Source organism: Terriglobales bacterium (assembly GCA_035764005.1).
Lineage (GTDB): Bacteria > Acidobacteriota > Terriglobia > Terriglobales > Acidobacteriaceae > Gp1-AA112.
The window spans coordinates 40,683-56,167 of sequence record DASTZZ010000124.1 but is presented as its reverse complement, the minus strand read 5'-3'; the positions used below and the strand labels follow the sequence as shown (position 1 = coordinate 56,167).

16 protein-coding genes and 1 tRNA gene are annotated in these 15,485 nt (G+C 56.1%); 6 read left to right on the top strand and 11 right to left on the bottom strand.

Annotated elements, in window-relative coordinates; translation table 11 throughout:
* Positions 1-4: 4 nt before the first annotated feature.
* The 4 genes from VFU50_20590 to ligD all read right to left on the bottom strand — a co-directional run bounded on the left by VFU50_20590 (position 5) and on the right by ligD (position 3,926).
* Positions 5-913, bottom strand: a complete 909-nt coding sequence (locus VFU50_20590) for a tyrosine recombinase XerC (protein ID HEU5235267.1) — start codon at positions 911-913, stop codon at positions 5-7.
* Positions 910-1,833 carry a tyrosine recombinase gene (locus VFU50_20585; protein ID HEU5235266.1) on the bottom strand — a complete coding sequence of 308 codons (924 nt, stop codon included), beginning with the start codon at positions 1,831-1,833 and terminating at the stop codon, positions 910-912. The genes VFU50_20590 and VFU50_20585 overlap by 4 nt, the downstream gene beginning before the upstream one ends.
* Positions 1,834-2,112: 279 nt before the next feature.
* Positions 2,113-2,844, bottom strand: coding sequence for a DUF72 domain-containing protein (locus VFU50_20580; protein HEU5235265.1), 732 nt, complete (start codon positions 2,842-2,844; stop codon positions 2,113-2,115).
* 41 nt (positions 2,845-2,885) lie between these two features.
* A complete protein-coding gene (gene ligD, locus VFU50_20575) occupies positions 2,886-3,926 on the bottom strand; it encodes a non-homologous end-joining DNA ligase (protein ID HEU5235264.1) in 1,041 nt (346 codons plus the stop codon).
* Positions 3,927-4,111: 185 nt separating this feature from the next.
* On the opposite strand from ligD, the gene VFU50_20570 reads away from it, so the two are divergent.
* Both VFU50_20570 and VFU50_20565 read left to right on the top strand, forming a co-directional pair.
* Positions 4,112-4,918 (top strand): nucleotidyltransferase, encoded by an 807-nt coding sequence (locus tag VFU50_20570; protein ID HEU5235263.1) that lies wholly within the window; start codon positions 4,112-4,114, stop codon positions 4,916-4,918.
* A 133-nt stretch (positions 4,919-5,051) separates the two neighbouring features.
* The gene (locus VFU50_20565; GenBank protein HEU5235262.1) at positions 5,052-5,759 is read left to right on the top strand and encodes a metallophosphoesterase; all 708 of its coding nucleotides are present in this window, start codon (positions 5,052-5,054) and stop codon (positions 5,757-5,759) included.
* Positions 5,760-5,818: 59 nt separating this feature from the next.
* Here the strand turns inward: VFU50_20565 and VFU50_20560 are convergent, their stop codons facing one another.
* The 5 genes from VFU50_20560 to VFU50_20540 all read right to left on the bottom strand — a co-directional run bounded on the left by VFU50_20560 (position 5,819) and on the right by VFU50_20540 (position 10,020).
* Positions 5,819-6,628, bottom strand: coding sequence for a hypothetical protein (locus VFU50_20560; protein HEU5235261.1), 810 nt, complete (start codon positions 6,626-6,628; stop codon positions 5,819-5,821).
* 317 nt (positions 6,629-6,945) lie between these two features.
* The gene (locus tag VFU50_20555) at positions 6,946-7,719 is read right to left on the bottom strand and encodes a sugar phosphate nucleotidyltransferase (protein ID HEU5235260.1); all 774 of its coding nucleotides are present in this window, start codon (positions 7,717-7,719) and stop codon (positions 6,946-6,948) included.
* Positions 7,716-8,813 carry a glycosyltransferase gene (locus tag VFU50_20550; GenBank protein HEU5235259.1) on the bottom strand — a complete coding sequence of 366 codons (1,098 nt, stop codon included), beginning with the start codon at positions 8,811-8,813 and terminating at the stop codon, positions 7,716-7,718. The genes VFU50_20555 and VFU50_20550 overlap by 4 nt, the downstream gene beginning before the upstream one ends.
* 145 nt (positions 8,814-8,958) lie before the next feature.
* Positions 8,959-9,033: transfer RNA gene (locus tag VFU50_20545), tRNA-Cys, on the bottom strand.
* Between the two features lie 300 nt (positions 9,034-9,333).
* On the bottom strand, positions 9,334-10,020 hold the full coding sequence (locus VFU50_20540; protein ID HEU5235258.1) for a peroxiredoxin: 687 nt from the start codon (positions 10,018-10,020) through the stop codon (positions 9,334-9,336).
* Positions 10,021-10,545: 525 nt separating this feature from the next.
* On the opposite strand from VFU50_20540, the gene VFU50_20535 reads away from it, so the two are divergent.
* The 4 genes from VFU50_20535 to VFU50_20520 all read left to right on the top strand — a co-directional run bounded on the left by VFU50_20535 (position 10,546) and on the right by VFU50_20520 (position 13,898).
* Positions 10,546-11,478 (top strand): PhzF family phenazine biosynthesis protein, encoded by a 933-nt coding sequence (locus VFU50_20535; GenBank protein HEU5235257.1) that lies wholly within the window; start codon positions 10,546-10,548, stop codon positions 11,476-11,478.
* 364 nt (positions 11,479-11,842) lie between these two features.
* On the top strand, positions 11,843-12,280 hold the full coding sequence (locus tag VFU50_20530) for a response regulator (GenBank protein HEU5235256.1): 438 nt from the start codon (positions 11,843-11,845) through the stop codon (positions 12,278-12,280).
* Positions 12,281-12,420: 140 nt separating this feature from the next.
* Complete coding sequence (locus VFU50_20525; GenBank protein HEU5235255.1) at positions 12,421-13,095, top strand: ABC transporter ATP-binding protein; 675 nt, start codon at positions 12,421-12,423, stop codon at positions 13,093-13,095.
* Positions 13,096-13,166: 71 nt separating this feature from the next.
* The gene (locus VFU50_20520; protein HEU5235254.1) at positions 13,167-13,898 is read left to right on the top strand and encodes a tryptophan 2,3-dioxygenase family protein; all 732 of its coding nucleotides are present in this window, start codon (positions 13,167-13,169) and stop codon (positions 13,896-13,898) included.
* 24 nt (positions 13,899-13,922) lie between these two features.
* Here VFU50_20520 and VFU50_20515 read toward each other — a convergent pair whose 3' ends face one another.
* Together VFU50_20515 and VFU50_20510 are read right to left on the bottom strand one after the other, a co-directional pair.
* Positions 13,923-14,318, bottom strand: coding sequence for a hypothetical protein (locus VFU50_20515; protein HEU5235253.1), 396 nt, complete (start codon positions 14,316-14,318; stop codon positions 13,923-13,925).
* 299 nt (positions 14,319-14,617) lie between these two features.
* Positions 14,618-15,475 carry a hypothetical protein gene (locus VFU50_20510; GenBank protein ID HEU5235252.1) on the bottom strand — a complete coding sequence of 286 codons (858 nt, stop codon included), beginning with the start codon at positions 15,473-15,475 and terminating at the stop codon, positions 14,618-14,620.
* Positions 15,476-15,485 lie beyond the last annotated feature (10 nt).

Below are 15,485 nucleotides of genomic sequence, written 5' to 3'. Positions count from 1 at the left end.
TCGTTCAGCGCGCCTTGGGATGGGTTTCGTCGTACACCCGCGTGATGTGCGCCGAAGTGAGCTGCGTGTAACGCTGCGTGGTCGATAGTCGTGCGTGCCCGAGCAGTTCCTGGATCGCTCGCAGGTCGGCGCCTTCTTCCAGCATGTGCGCCCCGAACGCGTGGCGGAGTGTATGAGGGTGGACGTCAGGTGAGAGGCCGCGAGCAACAGCGATCGCTTTCACGATTCGACCCACACTGCGCGTGGTGAGCGCCCCGCCGCGAAGGTTGATCAGCAGCGCTGAACACCTCCGGCGGCGACTCTCCAGAATCCGCTGGCGTTCAGACGTATATTCCCGAATTGAAGCAGCGGCAGAATCGCCGAGCGGTACCAGCCGCTCCTTCTTCCCTTTGCCGCGCACTCGAATGATCTCGTTCGACCAGCTAATGTCGTCAAGTTCGATTCCGATCAGCTCGGAATTTCGCAGGCCGCATCCATACAGCAATTCGAAAATGACGCGGTCACGCGCCGGGAAAGCCGCATTCTCCGGCAGTGAAGAATCGAGCAGCCCGTTCACCTGTTCCATTGTGGGAACCCGCGGCAGCTTCTTCGCCAGCTTTGGAGTCGACACCAACGCTGCCGGATTTTGTTCAACGTAGCCTTCGCGGGCCATCCATTTATAGAACGATCGTAGCGAGGCGAGCGCCCGAGCAGCCGAAGGTTTGCTCAACCCATTGGCCATCAACTCGGCCAGAAATCCACGGATCTGCTGATGAGTGATTTTGCTCCAGTCCGCCGACTTCCCGAGGTGCTCCCGGAATTTCATCAAGTCTTTTTGATACGCCAGAACCGTATGTCTGGAGGCGTTGCGCTGAATTTCCAAACATCGCAGGAACTCTTCGATGCGAGCTTCTTTGCGTGAATGTGCTGTCAAGCCGATTCCCTTTGCGCTGCTCCAGCGTGCTTTTTACTGCGCGGATGATGTCGCTTGTAGACCTCTTTAAGGCGATCGAGCGCCACGTGGGTATAGACCTGAGTAGTAGAAATATCGGCATGTCCCAAGATGGCCTGCACCGTCCGCAGATCGGCGCCGTTGCCGACCATGTGCGTGGCACAACTGTGGCGGAGCATGTGCGGACTCGCCTTGCGGTCCAGCTTTGATTCGCGCACAATGCGCCAGACGCGCTCACGTGTAAGGCCGGTTCCGTTCCGGTCAACGAACACCAATGGCGATCTTCGTGTGCGGCAAAGCTGTGGACGAGCCTCCCGCAGGTACGTCTCCAGGATTTTCTGTGCAGACACACCGAACGGGACCAGACGCTCCTTATCTCCTTTACCGCGCACAATTGCCTTCGAGCCGGCGAGGTCGACGTCTTCCAGTCGCAAATTGACGATCTCTGAAACGCGCATTCCGGTCGCGTACAGTAACTCCAGCAGCGCGCTATTGCGTAATGCCAAGGCCGGATGCTGTGGTTTCGTCTGCTCGCGCGCTAGCATCTCGTCAATGTCGGAGACTGCCAGTGACTTGGGCAGGACCTTCCACTGGCGAGGACTCTCGATGTTCAGTGTCGGATCAGACTTAATGCGCTTGTCCAGCAGAAGGAATTTGTAAAAGTGCCGAATAGCGGAGAGCTTGCGGGCACGGCTCCGGCTCTCGACGCGATTGGCAGTGAGCTGCTCTAAGAAGGCCAGAAGATCGGGACGGGTCGCGTTCTGGAGGGAGCGGTTCTTAACCTCAAGAAATTCCGCAAGCTGGAGCAAGTCGCTTTCATATGCGAGTGCGGTAAGCCTGGACAGCCCCTTTTCCACCTTCAAGTACGAAACGAAAGCGGAGAGTGCATGCTGGTTCGACATCAAGGATATTGTCGTCTTTGGCGCTCGTGCAGCGCACTGACGTTCCTAAGCAGTAAACCTGGGGTGAACACGAAGGGCACGAAGTTCACGAAGGTTCTTCTTCTTTATTTCAAAGCGGGTAACTAGTTTCGGCATGAGCAATCTGCACGAGCTCAAAAATGATATTGCGCAGTACCTATCAGAGAATGCCTTCTCTTCTGTTCACCCCCGAGATGTGGGCCTGACCATTCGCCGCAATGAGAGAAGCAAAATCCTTTGTGTCCTTCGTGGCCTTCGTGTTCACCCCCGGTTTATTTTCTCCAACAGCTTGCGCGCGTTGATCGCACCTTCCGCCGTCTCTTCGTGCTTCAAGAATGCATAAACGTCGTGCTCCTGCGCAGCCGCCCGCAAGCGTTCTTCTATTTCCTCTATTTCTGAATTTGTGTAGTCGGATTTGCGCAGCCGATAATAAGCGAAGGTGGCGGTAAAGACTTCCGGTACCGCAAGTTCGTCGCTCTCGGCAATGCACAACGCGACGTTGTGCTCGCGCATGAGCGCATAGATCTTCTCGTCGAACCAGCTTGGGTTGCGGTACTCGATCGCGCTTGGCGCATCTTTCGGAAGACCCTTAAGAAACTTCGCCAGGCGCTCGGCATCCGCTTTCAAGTTCGGCGGCAATTGAAAGAGCACTGGACCAAGCTTGCGCGCATGCAATAAAGGCTGCAGGGAAGCGAAGAACGAATCCACATCCTGATCGACGTCGACCAACCGCTTAATGTGTGTAATGCGCTGATGGGCTTTGGCAACGAACGTAAATCCTTCCCGCGTAGAGGCAGCCCAGTTTTGCAAGGTCTGCACTGCCGGACGTGCGCGATACGTGTAATTCACTTCGACGCAGTTGAGCTGCGATGAGTAATACTCGAGGAACTTGCTCGACGGCGTTTTCGCCGGATAGAAATCCGGCTTCCACGAAGAGTAAGCCCAACCCGAGGTTCCAATGTGGACTTTGTGCATGGAGAAGTTGCTGTTCACCGTTGCAATATTACATTGCGAGTCGGAAAGCAGGCTTGGGCTTAGACAGCCCTCTTCTCGGCTTTGACCGTCGATCTGGCGCTCTTCTTCTTATGTCCCGTTTTGGATTTCGGCTCTGCTGGAGAGTTCGCGCGAGTCGCGCCAGCCGATTCAGTCCTACCGCCGAGTTCAGCTACATTGGGCAGTCGCTGCTTGAGCGTGAGCACCGGCTCGAAGATATCGCCCATCTTGGCCACGCGCGCCAGCACCTGAGCGGAGTCGAAGACCAGCAGATTCGCATCCTTCTTCTTCAGGCACTTTTCGACTTCTTCCCAAGCCACCGGAGTGGATACAGTCGGTCGTTCCTTCGCGCGCAGTGAATAAACGTTGACCGTAGTCTTGTGCTCATCGTTCTGACTCCAGTCGACGAAAATCTTTCCCGTGCGCAAAGTTTTCTTCATCTCAGACACCACCAGATCCGGGTGCTCCTCTTCGAGCAGACGCGCCAGAGCGTGGGAGAAGCCTTTGGTCTCGTCGTACGTGACCGGTGTGTTGAGGGGAACGTAAATCTGCAGGCCTTTGGAGCCGGAGGTCTTAGGGAAGGCTTTCAAATTGAAGCGATCGAAGATGTCGCGCAGCCAAAATGCTACCTGGCAGCAGAGCACGATATCCGCGGGCGGACCGGGATCGAGATCGAAAACCATCATCGTGGGCTCTTCGATCTTCTTCGCGAGCGACAACGAGGTATGCAGCTCCAAGTCGGCAAGGTTGGCGGCCCAGACCAATGTGGGAATGTCCTGGGCGAGGCAAAACTGGATGTAATCGTTGCGACCATGGCTCCAGATCGGCGCTGTCTGCACCCAGTCCGGGCGATGCTTTGGGCAGCTCTTCTCGTAAAAGAACATTCCATCCACGCCTTCCGGATAGCGCTTGAGGGTAAGCGGGCGGCCGTTCAGATGCGGCAGCAGCACCGGCGCAATGCGGACGATGTAGTCGATCACCTGCCCCTTGGTGAATCCCACCGCCGGATACAACACCTTGTCGAGATTCGAGAGCTTGAGCTGCTTGCCTTCGATCTCGATGACTGTGTCTTTCTTGGCCACGAACGCTCCTTCACATGGGATGCTGGGGAACGGCGAACACGAAGGTCAGGAAGGAGCCGAAACCAGAGATCACGGAGCGTTGTGACCTTGTTGCCTTCATGAACTTCGTGTTCGCCGTTCCCGGGTTGATTTTCTCTTATTCCACCGCAACATGCAGCCCGAATTTGCACATCTAAGGTTAAGCCGTGCCTCAGGACAAGCCATTACCGGTCAGTTCGTCGGAGCCGCCGAAATTCGCGCCCGAGCAGGAAAACCTGTTTCGGGAAGTGATGCTGCTGCTGAACGAGCAGGGTGTCCCGCATGTCATTTCCGGTGCTTTCGCGCTGCATGAGCATACAGGCATTTGGCGCGACACCAAGGACCTCGACATCTTTCTTACGCCCGAACAAGTCTCTCCGGCGCTCGACCTTCTCGAAGAACGTGGCTTTCAGACCGAGATCTGCGATCCAGTCTGGCTTTGCAAGATACGCCGTGGCGATTACTTTGTCGATCTCATTTCGGGAATGAGCAATGCCGTAATCCGCGTAGACCAATCGTGGATCGACCGCAGCTTCGATTCCGAAGTTCTGGGGATTCCTACGAAGGTACTCGCTCCGGAAGAGCTGATCGCGTCCAAAGTTTTTGTCGCTTTTCGCGAACGCTTCGATGGCTCGGACATTGCCCACATTGTTTATGCCGCTGGCACGACCATGGATTGGAGTCGGCTACTCTCGTTAATCGGCGACCACTGGCAGATGCTGCTCTGGTCGCTGGTGCTCTTCCATTACATTTACCCGGCCTCGGCCGCGGTGCCAATGCTGGTGTGGGACGAGCTGCTCACGAAATTCCGCGCCGATCTCGAAAGTCCGGATTCCGAAGCAAAGTTCCGAGGCAGCCTGATCGACGAAAAGATGTTCTCGATTGATGTGCTGGAGTGGAAGCTGCAGAACCTGCTGGAGGAATATAGGGATAAAGCGCAGCCGAAGATCGATATAAAGGAGCCTGCGGCGTGAGGAGGTCCTTTCCGCCTTGTCATTCCGAGCGAAGCGAGGAATCCCTACTGAACCCAGGCTGCACGGGAATAGTAGAGATTCCTCGCTTCGCTCGGAATGACAACGACTAGCGTCTTCGCGCATTCCAGAACGTATGAGAATCGCTGCCATCGCTGATCTTCATTTTTCTCCCCAGAGCTACGACCGCATCCGCGAGCAGATGACCCGGCTGCGTGATGAAGCCGACCTGCTCATCCTTGCCGGCGACCTGACCAATTTGGGAAAACCGGAAGAGATGGAGTCCCTGCTGGCGACGTTCATGCGCCTGCGCGTGCCCATCGTGGCGGTGCTCGGTAACCACGATTACGAGGCCGGCAAACACGAGGAGCTCGCAAAGATGATGATCGCCGAAGGGATGAAGCTCCTCGACGGCAGCGGTTACGAGCGTGACGGCATCGGATTTGCGGGAACGAAAGGCTTTCTCGGCGGCTTCGGCCGCGGCGTGCTAACCGCGTTTGGGGAGCCGGAAGTAAAAGCCTTCGTGCAGAGCGCGGTCGATGAAACGCTCAAATTGGAGCGCGCACTATCGATGCTGCGCACCGAGAAGCGAATCGTCATCACCCACTACGCGCCCATTGTCGCCACCGTGAAAGGTGAGCCGGAGCAAATCTATCCCTATTTGGGCAGTGGACGCTTGGCAGAAGTCATCGACCGTCATCAGGCGATTCTCGCTGTCCACGGACACGCGCATCACGGCAGCCTTGAGGGAACGACGACAGGAGGCATCCCTGTCTACAACGTTGCCCTGCCGTTATTGATGGGCAGAACGCCATCTGCACCCTATCGATTATTCGACGTTTAGCAAAGGCAAAAGGGAGAATCGAAATCGTTCGATCCTCCCTGTTCGCTGAGGTCTGAAACTCAGCGTCGATGCAACTGAGGGTTTCCCGTTGAATCGCCCACTGGAACCCCTGGCGCATCGCTTGACATCGCGGCCAGCTCAGACGCCTTGTACTTTGGCGTGCTGATATAGCCGTGTATGTGGTTCTTGGTGATGCTGTTGATCACCACCTGCATCGGCTGTTCGACGCTGTCTGCATAGAACAACGCCGGCTCGTACAGGTTCAGGTGCTTTTTTGAAACCTCGCGATCGTCCACCATCAGCTTCAAATCGGCGTACTGCTGCTTGGTATTCGCTTTACGTAAGCTCACTCCGATCGGTCCGGCGTGCGAGAACTGCTTCGATTTGTTGATGTCGAACTCATAGATGTTGCGCTCGCCTTTGCGCTGGAGCGCGATGATCTGCTCGTGATTGGTGGCAATTGAGCCTTGCAGTTCGGTGCGGGTGGAGGAGAGGTCCTGACGCGTCTGATCGATGGCTCTGCCTTGTGAATCTAGCTGCGTCTGAAATCGCTTCCAGCGCGGATCGGGCTTACCGTGACGCACCGCAGGGATCATTCGGGCATGGCTCAAATGCTTGACCAGCGGCTCTGCCGCTTGCACTGGTGGTGCCGTCAACGCGTCGAGCTTGGCGGTGAGAGCTTCGATCTGGCTGCGGGTATCTTTCAAAGCCGCAGCGGTTTGAGCGTTTTCGGCCGCGACCTGCTGGGCGGCGTTGCGCTCGTGGACGGCATATCCGAGCAGCCCGATGAAAGCGAGCAAAACGATAAGTAAGGCTCCAAGCCGAAAACTGGGGGAGGATGTTTCAATGTGAGGCGTTTCTTCTTGCATGGGAAAACTCCGAGGAATGACTTAACCCAAGTTGACGACGAGCAACTTTGCTTCCAGTGGCATGTATTTGTAAGTAACTGATTTGCGGATGGATCTTGGTCTCCCGAAGAATGGATCTCGCGAAATTTCTGCCTCGACTGGTGAGTTTTACCCGAATCTCGAATGGTTGCTTGAAGAACGGAACCGCCGGCGGTAGCCGGTGGGGCAGCCGCTTGTGTTGCGGCTGCGCGTCACGAAAATGCTCGCAGCGTCTTATGCTCCGGAGTCGGCGATACGGCCGTCTCCGGCCCACCGGCTACCGCCGGCGGTTCTGTTTGCTAGGCGGCCTTGGCTGTCTCGTCCCGCAGCGGCGGACGGGAGCGCAGGAAATTCAGCGCTTGATGGTAGCCATCCAGGGTTCCCACGTCCATGTAAATCTCGCCGGAGCAAGTGGAGCGAACGATGTTTCCGGCGGCGATATAGGCGTTCAGGAGATAGCCGAGATATTCGTCTTCGCGATGGCGCGCTTCCCACAGCAGCTTGAGATCATGGAATGCGCTGCCGGTGGTTGTCACCGCTCCCCAGATCCAGTGCGAGTGCGCGTCGGCACGCTTTACTTCCACTTCCTGTACGTAGCCGAAGTCGTCAGAGACGACGGCGTCGAAGGCGTCCGGATTGTCTACCGGGAATAGGAGCAGCCCGACATCCGCCTTGCCGCCTTCGAGGAGCGAAAGTGTAGGACGGAATCCCTTTTCTGGAAACCAGATGGTATCGGGAAGCCCTATCAGCACGGAGTCATGGTGTCGCGCGAAAGCTTCGGCGCGAAACAGCGCATCGCATAGCCCATGCGGCTTCTGCTGCACGACGTAGAAGATTTCTGCGGCGTAGCTGCGCTCGGCGAAGTAGCGGATGAGATCGGTCTTCTCCGCCGAGATCACCATGCATATCTGCTCGACACCGGCGGCGATCATGCGTTCGACCAGATACTCGGCCACAGCTTTCGGGCGCTCCACTCCATCGACTACGCGGCATCCGACGGGCAGCAACTCCTTCGAGCAACCAAGTGGTTGAATGCGCTGTCCGGCGCCGGCTGCGGGAATAATTCCGATCATGCGACTTCGCTCCTTGCTCGTGAGTGATCTGCGCTTGCAGCTTGTTCGATGGCGGCAACCAGCTCCCGCGCACGATGTTCGCCGGTATGGTCCCTAAGCGTGCGCTCGCGGGCTCGCTGTGCGATCTGTGCCAGTTCCGAATCGGGAAGTTCGAGCGCGTGCAAGACATCTTCCGTTGAATTTGCCACTATCAACTCGCGTTCAAGATCGAAGAATGAGTCCAATCCTTCGAACCAGTCGGTCACGATCGGCGTGCCGCACGCGGCGGCCTCAAAGAATCGGCCGGATGGGCAATATCCCCAGCGCGCCATTTCCCTGCGCGTGATGTTCAGCGTGAGCCGCGAGGCAGAGTAGAGGGCCGAGTGATCAGCCGGGGACACATGCTCAAAGCGCTTCACGTTTGTAGGCCACTGCCATCCCCATGGATACATCGATCCCGCAAGAACGAAGGTCTTCCCCAAGGCCCGGCGTGCGGGTTCGAGGAATAGCTGTTCCAGCTTGTCCTGACGATCGGCGGCATAGGTTCCCATATAGCTCAGATCGCACTGATACTCCGGCGGGACTGTCGTTCGCATGTGGACTTCTGGATCGACGCATCCGTACAGCGGCAGAGCCAGCTGCGCATGCCAATGCGACGTGAGTTCGTTGAGCGTTCCGCCGCCGGTGAAGGAGAGATAAAGACCCAATTTCGGAATCTGCTCGCAGCGAAGATATTCAACACCGCCGCGTTCGAGTGCTCCCAGTGTGACTGGCGTATCAAGGTCGTAGAAGACCTTTATTGGGCCATCAACGTCGAGCACCTCGTCGATGATGCGAGCTCCTTCTGGACAAAAACTCGAGCAAATCACGGCATCACTGCCGGCCACACACGCGAGGGCGGAAGTCCGCACCGAATCCCAATCGGAATAGAGCTTTAGTTCACAATGCGGGCTGCTGGAAAAGTCGCGATGCCGGGCGTAGTACGGAACGTCTTTTTCGTAAAAATGGACTTCGTGCCCATCCCGACAAAGGCCTTTGATGATGGCGCGATAGGGCGTGGCATGTCCGTTTCCCCAGGATGAGGAAATCGTGAGCCCGAAGATGGTGATCTTCACCCGCTCCTCCAACAGAGTGGTAGGTGCAGCTCAGCAGGCCGGCAAAACAGGCCCTCAGGACAACGTACTTACCTTTGGTGAGATGCATTCCGCCCCGAGCCGTTGGCTAGGAGAGCTGGATGACGTGATTCGGCGTGGAAGAAGTTGGAGCACCGGGCCGGAGTCGAACCGGCGATACGAGCTTTGCAGGCTCGTGCCTTAGCCACTTGGCGACCGGTGCTCAACGTTGGGGATCCTGCCCTCAGCATTGGGTGAGGGCTTCAAGCTTGTTGGAAAGCCACAACTCTTAAGCCTGTCATCCTGAGCCCTCCTTTTGGGCGAAGGATCTCCCGTGATGTATCGCTCTTGAATTGCTGCCGGCATGGCTCCTGCACGAAGAAACATCGATTCTTGGCCGAGAGCCTAGCGAGTGCAGTTTAACTCCGAAGCATCCCGGGAGGTCCTTCGCCCCAACAGCAGGGCTCAGGATGACAGGCTTAAGAGCATTCCACCCGTAAAGACAAGAAACGCAAAACCGGCGCTAGCTGGCCTTGGCCGTTGCCGCTGACAGCTTCTTCTTTGTGTAGTACCAGTCGGTCACTTCGAGTCCGTTGCCGTTCGAGGCTACGCGCTTCTCGGCGTCGGCCTGGGTGATCGGTGCCCCGATAATGACTGAATCGCCCGGCTTCCAATTCGCCGGGATCGAGCAAGCGTTCTGCTCGGAGGTCTGCAGTCCTTCGAAGACACGCAAGAGTTCGTCGACACTGCGGCCCAGATTCTGCGGATAATAAAGCAGAGCACGAATCGTGTTCTTCGGATCGATGAAGAAGACGGCGCGAACTGCTGCTGTATCGCTCACAGCTTCATGCACCATGCCGAATGCCTTCGCCACTTTCTGATCGAGATCTGCGATCACCGGGAACTGAACCTTCACTTTGAAGTTTTGTTCCATGTTCCGAATCCACGCGATATGCGCATAGACGCTGTCGACGGCGACTCCGATAGGCTGCACATTCAGGCGCTCAAAATCGGCATGGCGGCGGGCAAACTCGACAAATTCAGTGGTGCAAACAGGAGTGAAGTCGGCGGGATGTGAGAACAGCATGACCCACTTGCCCTTCGAGGTGTAGTCGGTGATGTGAATCACGCCATGGGTTGACTTGCCTTCGATCTCCGGGGCAGGTTCGTTGATGCGAGGAATACGGCTGACAGTCGTTTCTGTACTCATAAATCTCCTTGTATCGGAACTCAAAATAGAAAACCCACCTGGCGCCAAGCCGGGTGGGTTTCAGAACTTGTGGGACGAGTTCCCGGTCGGCAGCTCTAAGTAGACTCCTGACAACAGCAGGTACAAAGCCGGACTGGGAAGCTCATTCGCATGATTCGATTGCGCTCAATTGTAGCGCGATTCGCTTTTTTTGTCTTGTCATTCCGAAGCGCCTGATGTTGGCGCGAGGAATCCCTATGGATCGGACCAAAGTTCTCACCACGGAGCCACAGAGTACACGGAGAAGACGTCAGGATTGTTCGTTCGTGATCAATCGCTGCTGTTTGGGCGCGTTAGTTAGCCAAATTTTCGATCCAACGACATGTCCCTGTTTGATAGGCGTCCTGCCATTCTCAACGCCTTCTCCGTGTTCTCCGTGTCTCCGTGGTGAGAACAAAGGGACAGAAGCTTCTTGTACTGCCTGTAAGTTGGAAGGGATTCCTCACTCGGGCTCACGCGAAAGGCTCGCGTGCGCCTGCGTTCGGAATGACAAACGAGAGAGTCCCGACGTTTACCATGGACCTCATGATCGACATCACCCGCCGTCGTCTCCCCTACGTTCTCATGGACGTCTTCACCGATCGTCCACTCGAAGGCAATCAGCTCGCGGTCATCACCGACGCGCGCGGACTCACGACGGAACAAATGCAGGCCATCGCGCGCGAAACGAATTTGTCGGAAACAACTTTCATTTTTCCGCGAGAGCTGGAAGAAGAGCGAAGCAATGGAACGCGCGTGCGTATCTTCACCACGCAGGAAGAGCTTCCCTTCGCCGGACATCCGACGCTTGGTACGTCGTACTTTTTGCATCGCTTCGGCGGCAATGATGAAATCTGGCTCGATCTGAACGTCGGAAGAATTCCCGTGCACTTTCGTCGTGAAGAATCAGGAAGATCATTCGGCGAGATGCGGCAACGCGATCCTGAAGCAGGGAAGGTGCACAATAAAGAAGAAGTTGCTAATGCAAGTGGATTAGCGCTGAACGAACTCGTTGCCGACCTTCCGGTGCAAACTTTCTCCACGGGCTTGCCCTTCACCATCGTTCCTGTCACATCACTCGCCGCAATTCGCAAGGCTGGACCATGGAGCCGCATGGCTGAATATCTTGAACGTACTAATGGAAGGTTCTTCTACTTTGTCACGAAAGAGACGATTGCCTCAGACGCGAAGCTGCACGCACGCATGCCTTTCTACAACGGCGATGATCCCGCGACCGGATCTGCTGCAGGATGTTGCGCTGCATGGATGGCGATGCACGGTGTGCTCGCGCGCGGAGAGCAGGCGATCATCGAGCAAGGCATCGAAGTGCACCGTCCGAGTCGCATCTATGTGCGCGCCGAGAAGGCAGGTGACAAAGTGATCAATGTGCATGTCGGTGGATATTGTGTGGAAGTCGCGCAAGGAGAACTCTGGATCTGAGTCGCGCGCTCAGTGAATCGATAAATTTCCGCCGATTTTTTGCGAAAAGTTTTCTTCGCATTTTCATGCCAAAAAAATTTCTCGGGTTGCATCGAAGGCACTTTACATGAACACTCTCTCAGCCGTAGGATGCACGAACCGTTTCTCACTGAAACGTTCGCCCTTTCGAAGAAAAAATTAAAACAGGCAGGCCGTCTGGATCACGGTTCAGGCGCCGCTCATGTGGAACTTGTGCGTCGCGCATCTCAAGAACGATGCAGCGCCTTTCGTCAGTCCACATCAGATTGCGGCGCCACCGCGGTTTCAGCACCGACCTCCGCTGCACTCCGCCGAAGCGCGGAGCTTTTACTGCAAGGATCCCCAGATGCGACCGAAGAAAGTCATTCTCTGCGTTGACGACAACGAACAATCTCTCTCGATTCGAAAATTCATGCTCGAAACCCGCGGTTATCGCGTGCTCGCCGCGAGCAGCGGACGCGAAGCGCTCGAAGCTTTTCAGCAAGCCGGAACCGTAGATCTGGTCCTCGCCGATCTGCTCATGCCGGAGATGGACGGCGCGGAAGTGATTCGCGTTCTGAAAGAACTCGCTCCGGAAGTGCCTATGATTCTCGTCAGCGGCAAAGTTCGGATGTATGAGAAGAACACAGTCGCTGACATCTTCCTTCCCAAAGGTACCTATCCTGCGGCGGAGCTGCTGGAAAGAATTCGCATTCTTCTGATCAAGAAGCGCGGGCCGAGGAAACTCACCCCTCCCTTTCCCAGTTCGGGAACAGAGCCGTCACACCAGGTTGCGGCGAGCTGAATTCGAAACGCGACACGGATCACGCGCATTTTACGGATTCAGCCCCTGCGGCTGCGGCATCTTCGAATTATCCGTGCAATCCGTAAAATCCGTGTGATCCGTGTCGTGTTTTTGGTTCCCGTGTAAACTGAAAATTTGCCATGCCGCACATTATTCAGGCCGAGAACGTCAGCAAGGTTTACCACGTTGGGAAAGTGAATGTTCCGGCGTTGCGGGGCGTGTCGTTCAATGTCGAACGGGGTGAGTTTGTCAGCATCGTCGGCCCATCGGGCAGCGGTAAATCGACGCTCTTCTATATTCTCGGTGGTCTCACCCGCGCAACCAGCGGACGCGTGCTGATCGATAACGTCGATTTTGCACAACTTTCTGATGCGAAGCGAACGGCGCTGCGTAAGAGCAAGATCGGTTTCGTTTTTCAAAAATTCAATTTGCTTCCTACGCTCGACGCGATGACCAACATCCACATCGCACACGAAATCGCCGGTAAAAACGGCGGCTTCAACCATGAGTACCTCGAGAAGATTATCGGCCTGCTCGGATTGAAAGGCCGCCTTCGTCATCGACCCAGCGAGCTCTCTGGCGGCGAGCAGCAGCGCGTGGCTCTGGCGCGGGCATTGATCAATCATCCAGCGCTGATCCTTGCCGATGAGCCGACCGGCAATCTCGACACCAAGAATTCGAGCGTCGTGCTCAATATGCTGCGGCAGTCGAACCAGGAGCTCGGACAAACCGTGTTGATGATCACGCACAATCCTGACGCGGCCGCGATCGGCGATCGCATCATTCACATGCGCGACGGAGAGATCGTCGATTGACGGAGAAGCCGTCGAAGCAGCGCTCCGCGAAAAAACGTCAGCCACTCATTCCACAAAATCGAGAGATGAGTGTGCCGATTTTGCCGGGCACGGCAGCGACAGACTACGAACGCTATCTGCGGACCGACGAACTGCTGTCGCTGCAAAAACCTCCGGACGAACGCTCACATGCCGACGAGTTGATGTTCCAGGTTGTGCATCAGGCGTCGGAGCTGATTCTGAAGGGCACCGCGAATGAGCTTGATCGTGCGCGCGAATCGATTGTCGCCGCTGACTACACTCGTGCAATCAAGCTGATGGATCGGTCGTTTCGTCTGTTGGATCGAGCGATCGATCTGCTCAATGTTCTCGAGACACTCACGCCATACGAGTACCACGTAATCCGCGCCGGACTCGGTCACGGCAGCGGTCTCGATTCTCCGGGCTTTCTTTCTCTTCTGCATCTCGCTCCCAGGTTGGGAGCGGCATTTTTCGATCAACTTGACCGTGCGGGTCTTGGCGCCGAAGAACTCTATCGCCGCAGCGCTGAGTTCTTGACGCTGCACGAAGTCGCCGAAAAGCTGCTGGATTTCGATGAACGCATGCAGCTCTTCCGGTTTCATCACATGAAGCTCGCCCACCGCATCATTGGAGGGGACGTCCTAGGCACCACCGGACGTCCAGTCGACATACTACGGCAACGTCAACAACACGTGCTCTACCGCGAATTGTGGGAAGTAAGAAACGAAATCACCTCACGTGTGAACGCGAAGACCCAGATGAAAGGGCAGGGGCATGGAAGAGCACAAGGACCACGTGCCTGATTGTCTACAGTAATGACGTGATGCTCAACCAACCTTGGTCATCGTAAATGTACCGCTGGTACATCCGGATGCTCCGGCGGGAAAGCTAAAAGTACCGTTCGCGCTGGTGCTCAAGTAAGCCAAACTTCCGGTCCCCATAAGGGTGCCGTTTGATGATCCCGAAACAAAACCTACTGACACGGTCAAGTTCGAACTTGCCGCTGAAGTAACTTGCCCAGTAACGGTGAAGCTTGTGCCTGTCGCGGCGATCGCCGGGAAACATGAACCGGACGGATTATTCACGGCCGTCACCATCCCACTCAGTGAATTCCCATTCTGACTAAAATCAATAGTCAGTGTTGTGCTCGGCATCGTCGATCCTGCAGCAAAAACCGCATTCCACGTGCCGGTTACAATTGCCGTCTGATTGGCCCCGGGCATAGAGGAAGAATAATTTCCGCACGCACACAGTCCCGCCGCCGCGAATACCACCAAGAACCTAAATACCTTCACGCTCGCATCCCTCACCCACTCCACTCAAAATGCTAAGGAGCTTTTCCACAATTGCATCGCTTTTGTGACGAGGCGGACGGGACGAATGCTCGGTATGAGCGGTTTGCTCGACATCGTGCGAGGTGAAAGCAACAGGCGAGTCCCACTTTCTCGTGCAACGCGTCACCACGGCGGAGCTAAACAAGATCATGCCGATCTAAATGGACTTCGTGGACACTGTGGACAGTTTAGTTTTGCTTCGCCGCTTTCTCCGCCAGCCTGCGGAGGAAGAAAAACCGTGGGTTCACGTGCTTGGCAACGTCCGGCAGGAACTCGTTCATGAGGTTCCACGCCGCGTCCGAGCCGATGCTCACGAAGATCCGGCTCGAGATCGCTCCTGGGCTCTCGTCGCGCTCGAAGTGATAAGTGGTTTCGAGCAGGGCTGAAGAAGTCGTGCCCACGAACTCTGCATAGTTGAACATCGGTTTCCCAAAATCGGAACGTGCGACGACGACTCGCGAAAGCGCGTAGAAGATGCGCCTGGTCGTGCTCGATCCGGGATCGCGGTGATAGTGTGGGTCCTGGCGCGCGAGCGACGAAACCAGAAACGTCGAAAAGAATTCATTCAGCCCATCGTCCGCCATCGACATGCCAAATCGCTTTCCGAAGCCGGTCCAGCCGGTCCCAAAGGCAGACGTTGGACTGCTGGTGAGATTCGAGATCTCGGAATCAAGGGCTGTACCGCCGATATTTACAGGGTCGGAAAAGTTCCTGAGCGCCAGTCGAAACTTGCCGCTCGGAGTCAACGGCGGCCTGTGCCAGAGATCCTCACTTTCGATTCGGCTTTGCAATTGCCCGGAGAGATGCGCAAGACGATCGCAACTGCGACTGTTGGCGACTGCGGACGTCGGAATGGGTGGCTCGATCGTTTCCGCCGTTCTCAAACCAGGACCGAAGGATTGTGCAGAGAGCTCCTTTAGAGCGTCTGTCGAGAAGAAGAATGTGGCGACAAGGATGATTTGCAGGGTGCTCCGACGGCCAAAGCTTGGGCGACGAAACGCTGCGTTGCGCTTCAGCGACAACTCGTCCTGGAGCACGGCCGGCATGGCTCTCTGT

Excerpts from the sequence above, each read along its gene's own strand:
- VFU50_20585 (HEU5235266.1), bottom strand. The coding sequence starts at position 1,833 with ATGTCGAACCAGCATGCACTCTCCGCTTTCGTTTCGTACTTGAAGGTG.
- VFU50_20565 (HEU5235262.1), top strand. The coding sequence starts at position 5,052 with ATGAGAATCGCTGCCATCGCTGATCTTCATTTTTCTCCCCAGAGCTAC.
- VFU50_20560 (HEU5235261.1), bottom strand. The coding sequence starts at position 6,628 with ATGCAAGAAGAAACGCCTCACATTGAAACATCCTCCCCCAGTTTTCGG.
- VFU50_20555 (HEU5235260.1), bottom strand. The coding sequence starts at position 7,719 with ATGATCGGAATTATTCCCGCAGCCGGCGCCGGACAGCGCATTCAACCA.
- VFU50_20540 (HEU5235258.1), bottom strand. The coding sequence starts at position 10,020 with ATGAGTACAGAAACGACTGTCAGCCGTATTCCTCGCATCAACGAACCT.
- VFU50_20535 (HEU5235257.1), top strand. The coding sequence starts at position 10,546 with ATGACAAACGAGAGAGTCCCGACGTTTACCATGGACCTCATGATCGAC.
- VFU50_20530 (HEU5235256.1), top strand. The coding sequence starts at position 11,843 with ATGCGACCGAAGAAAGTCATTCTCTGCGTTGACGACAACGAACAATCT.
- VFU50_20525 (HEU5235255.1), top strand. The coding sequence starts at position 12,421 with ATGCCGCACATTATTCAGGCCGAGAACGTCAGCAAGGTTTACCACGTT.
- VFU50_20515 (HEU5235253.1), bottom strand. The coding sequence starts at position 14,318 with ATGCCCGGGGCCAATCAGACGGCAATTGTAACCGGCACGTGGAATGCG.
- VFU50_20510 (HEU5235252.1), bottom strand. The coding sequence starts at position 15,475 with ATGCCGGCCGTGCTCCAGGACGAGTTGTCGCTGAAGCGCAACGCAGCG.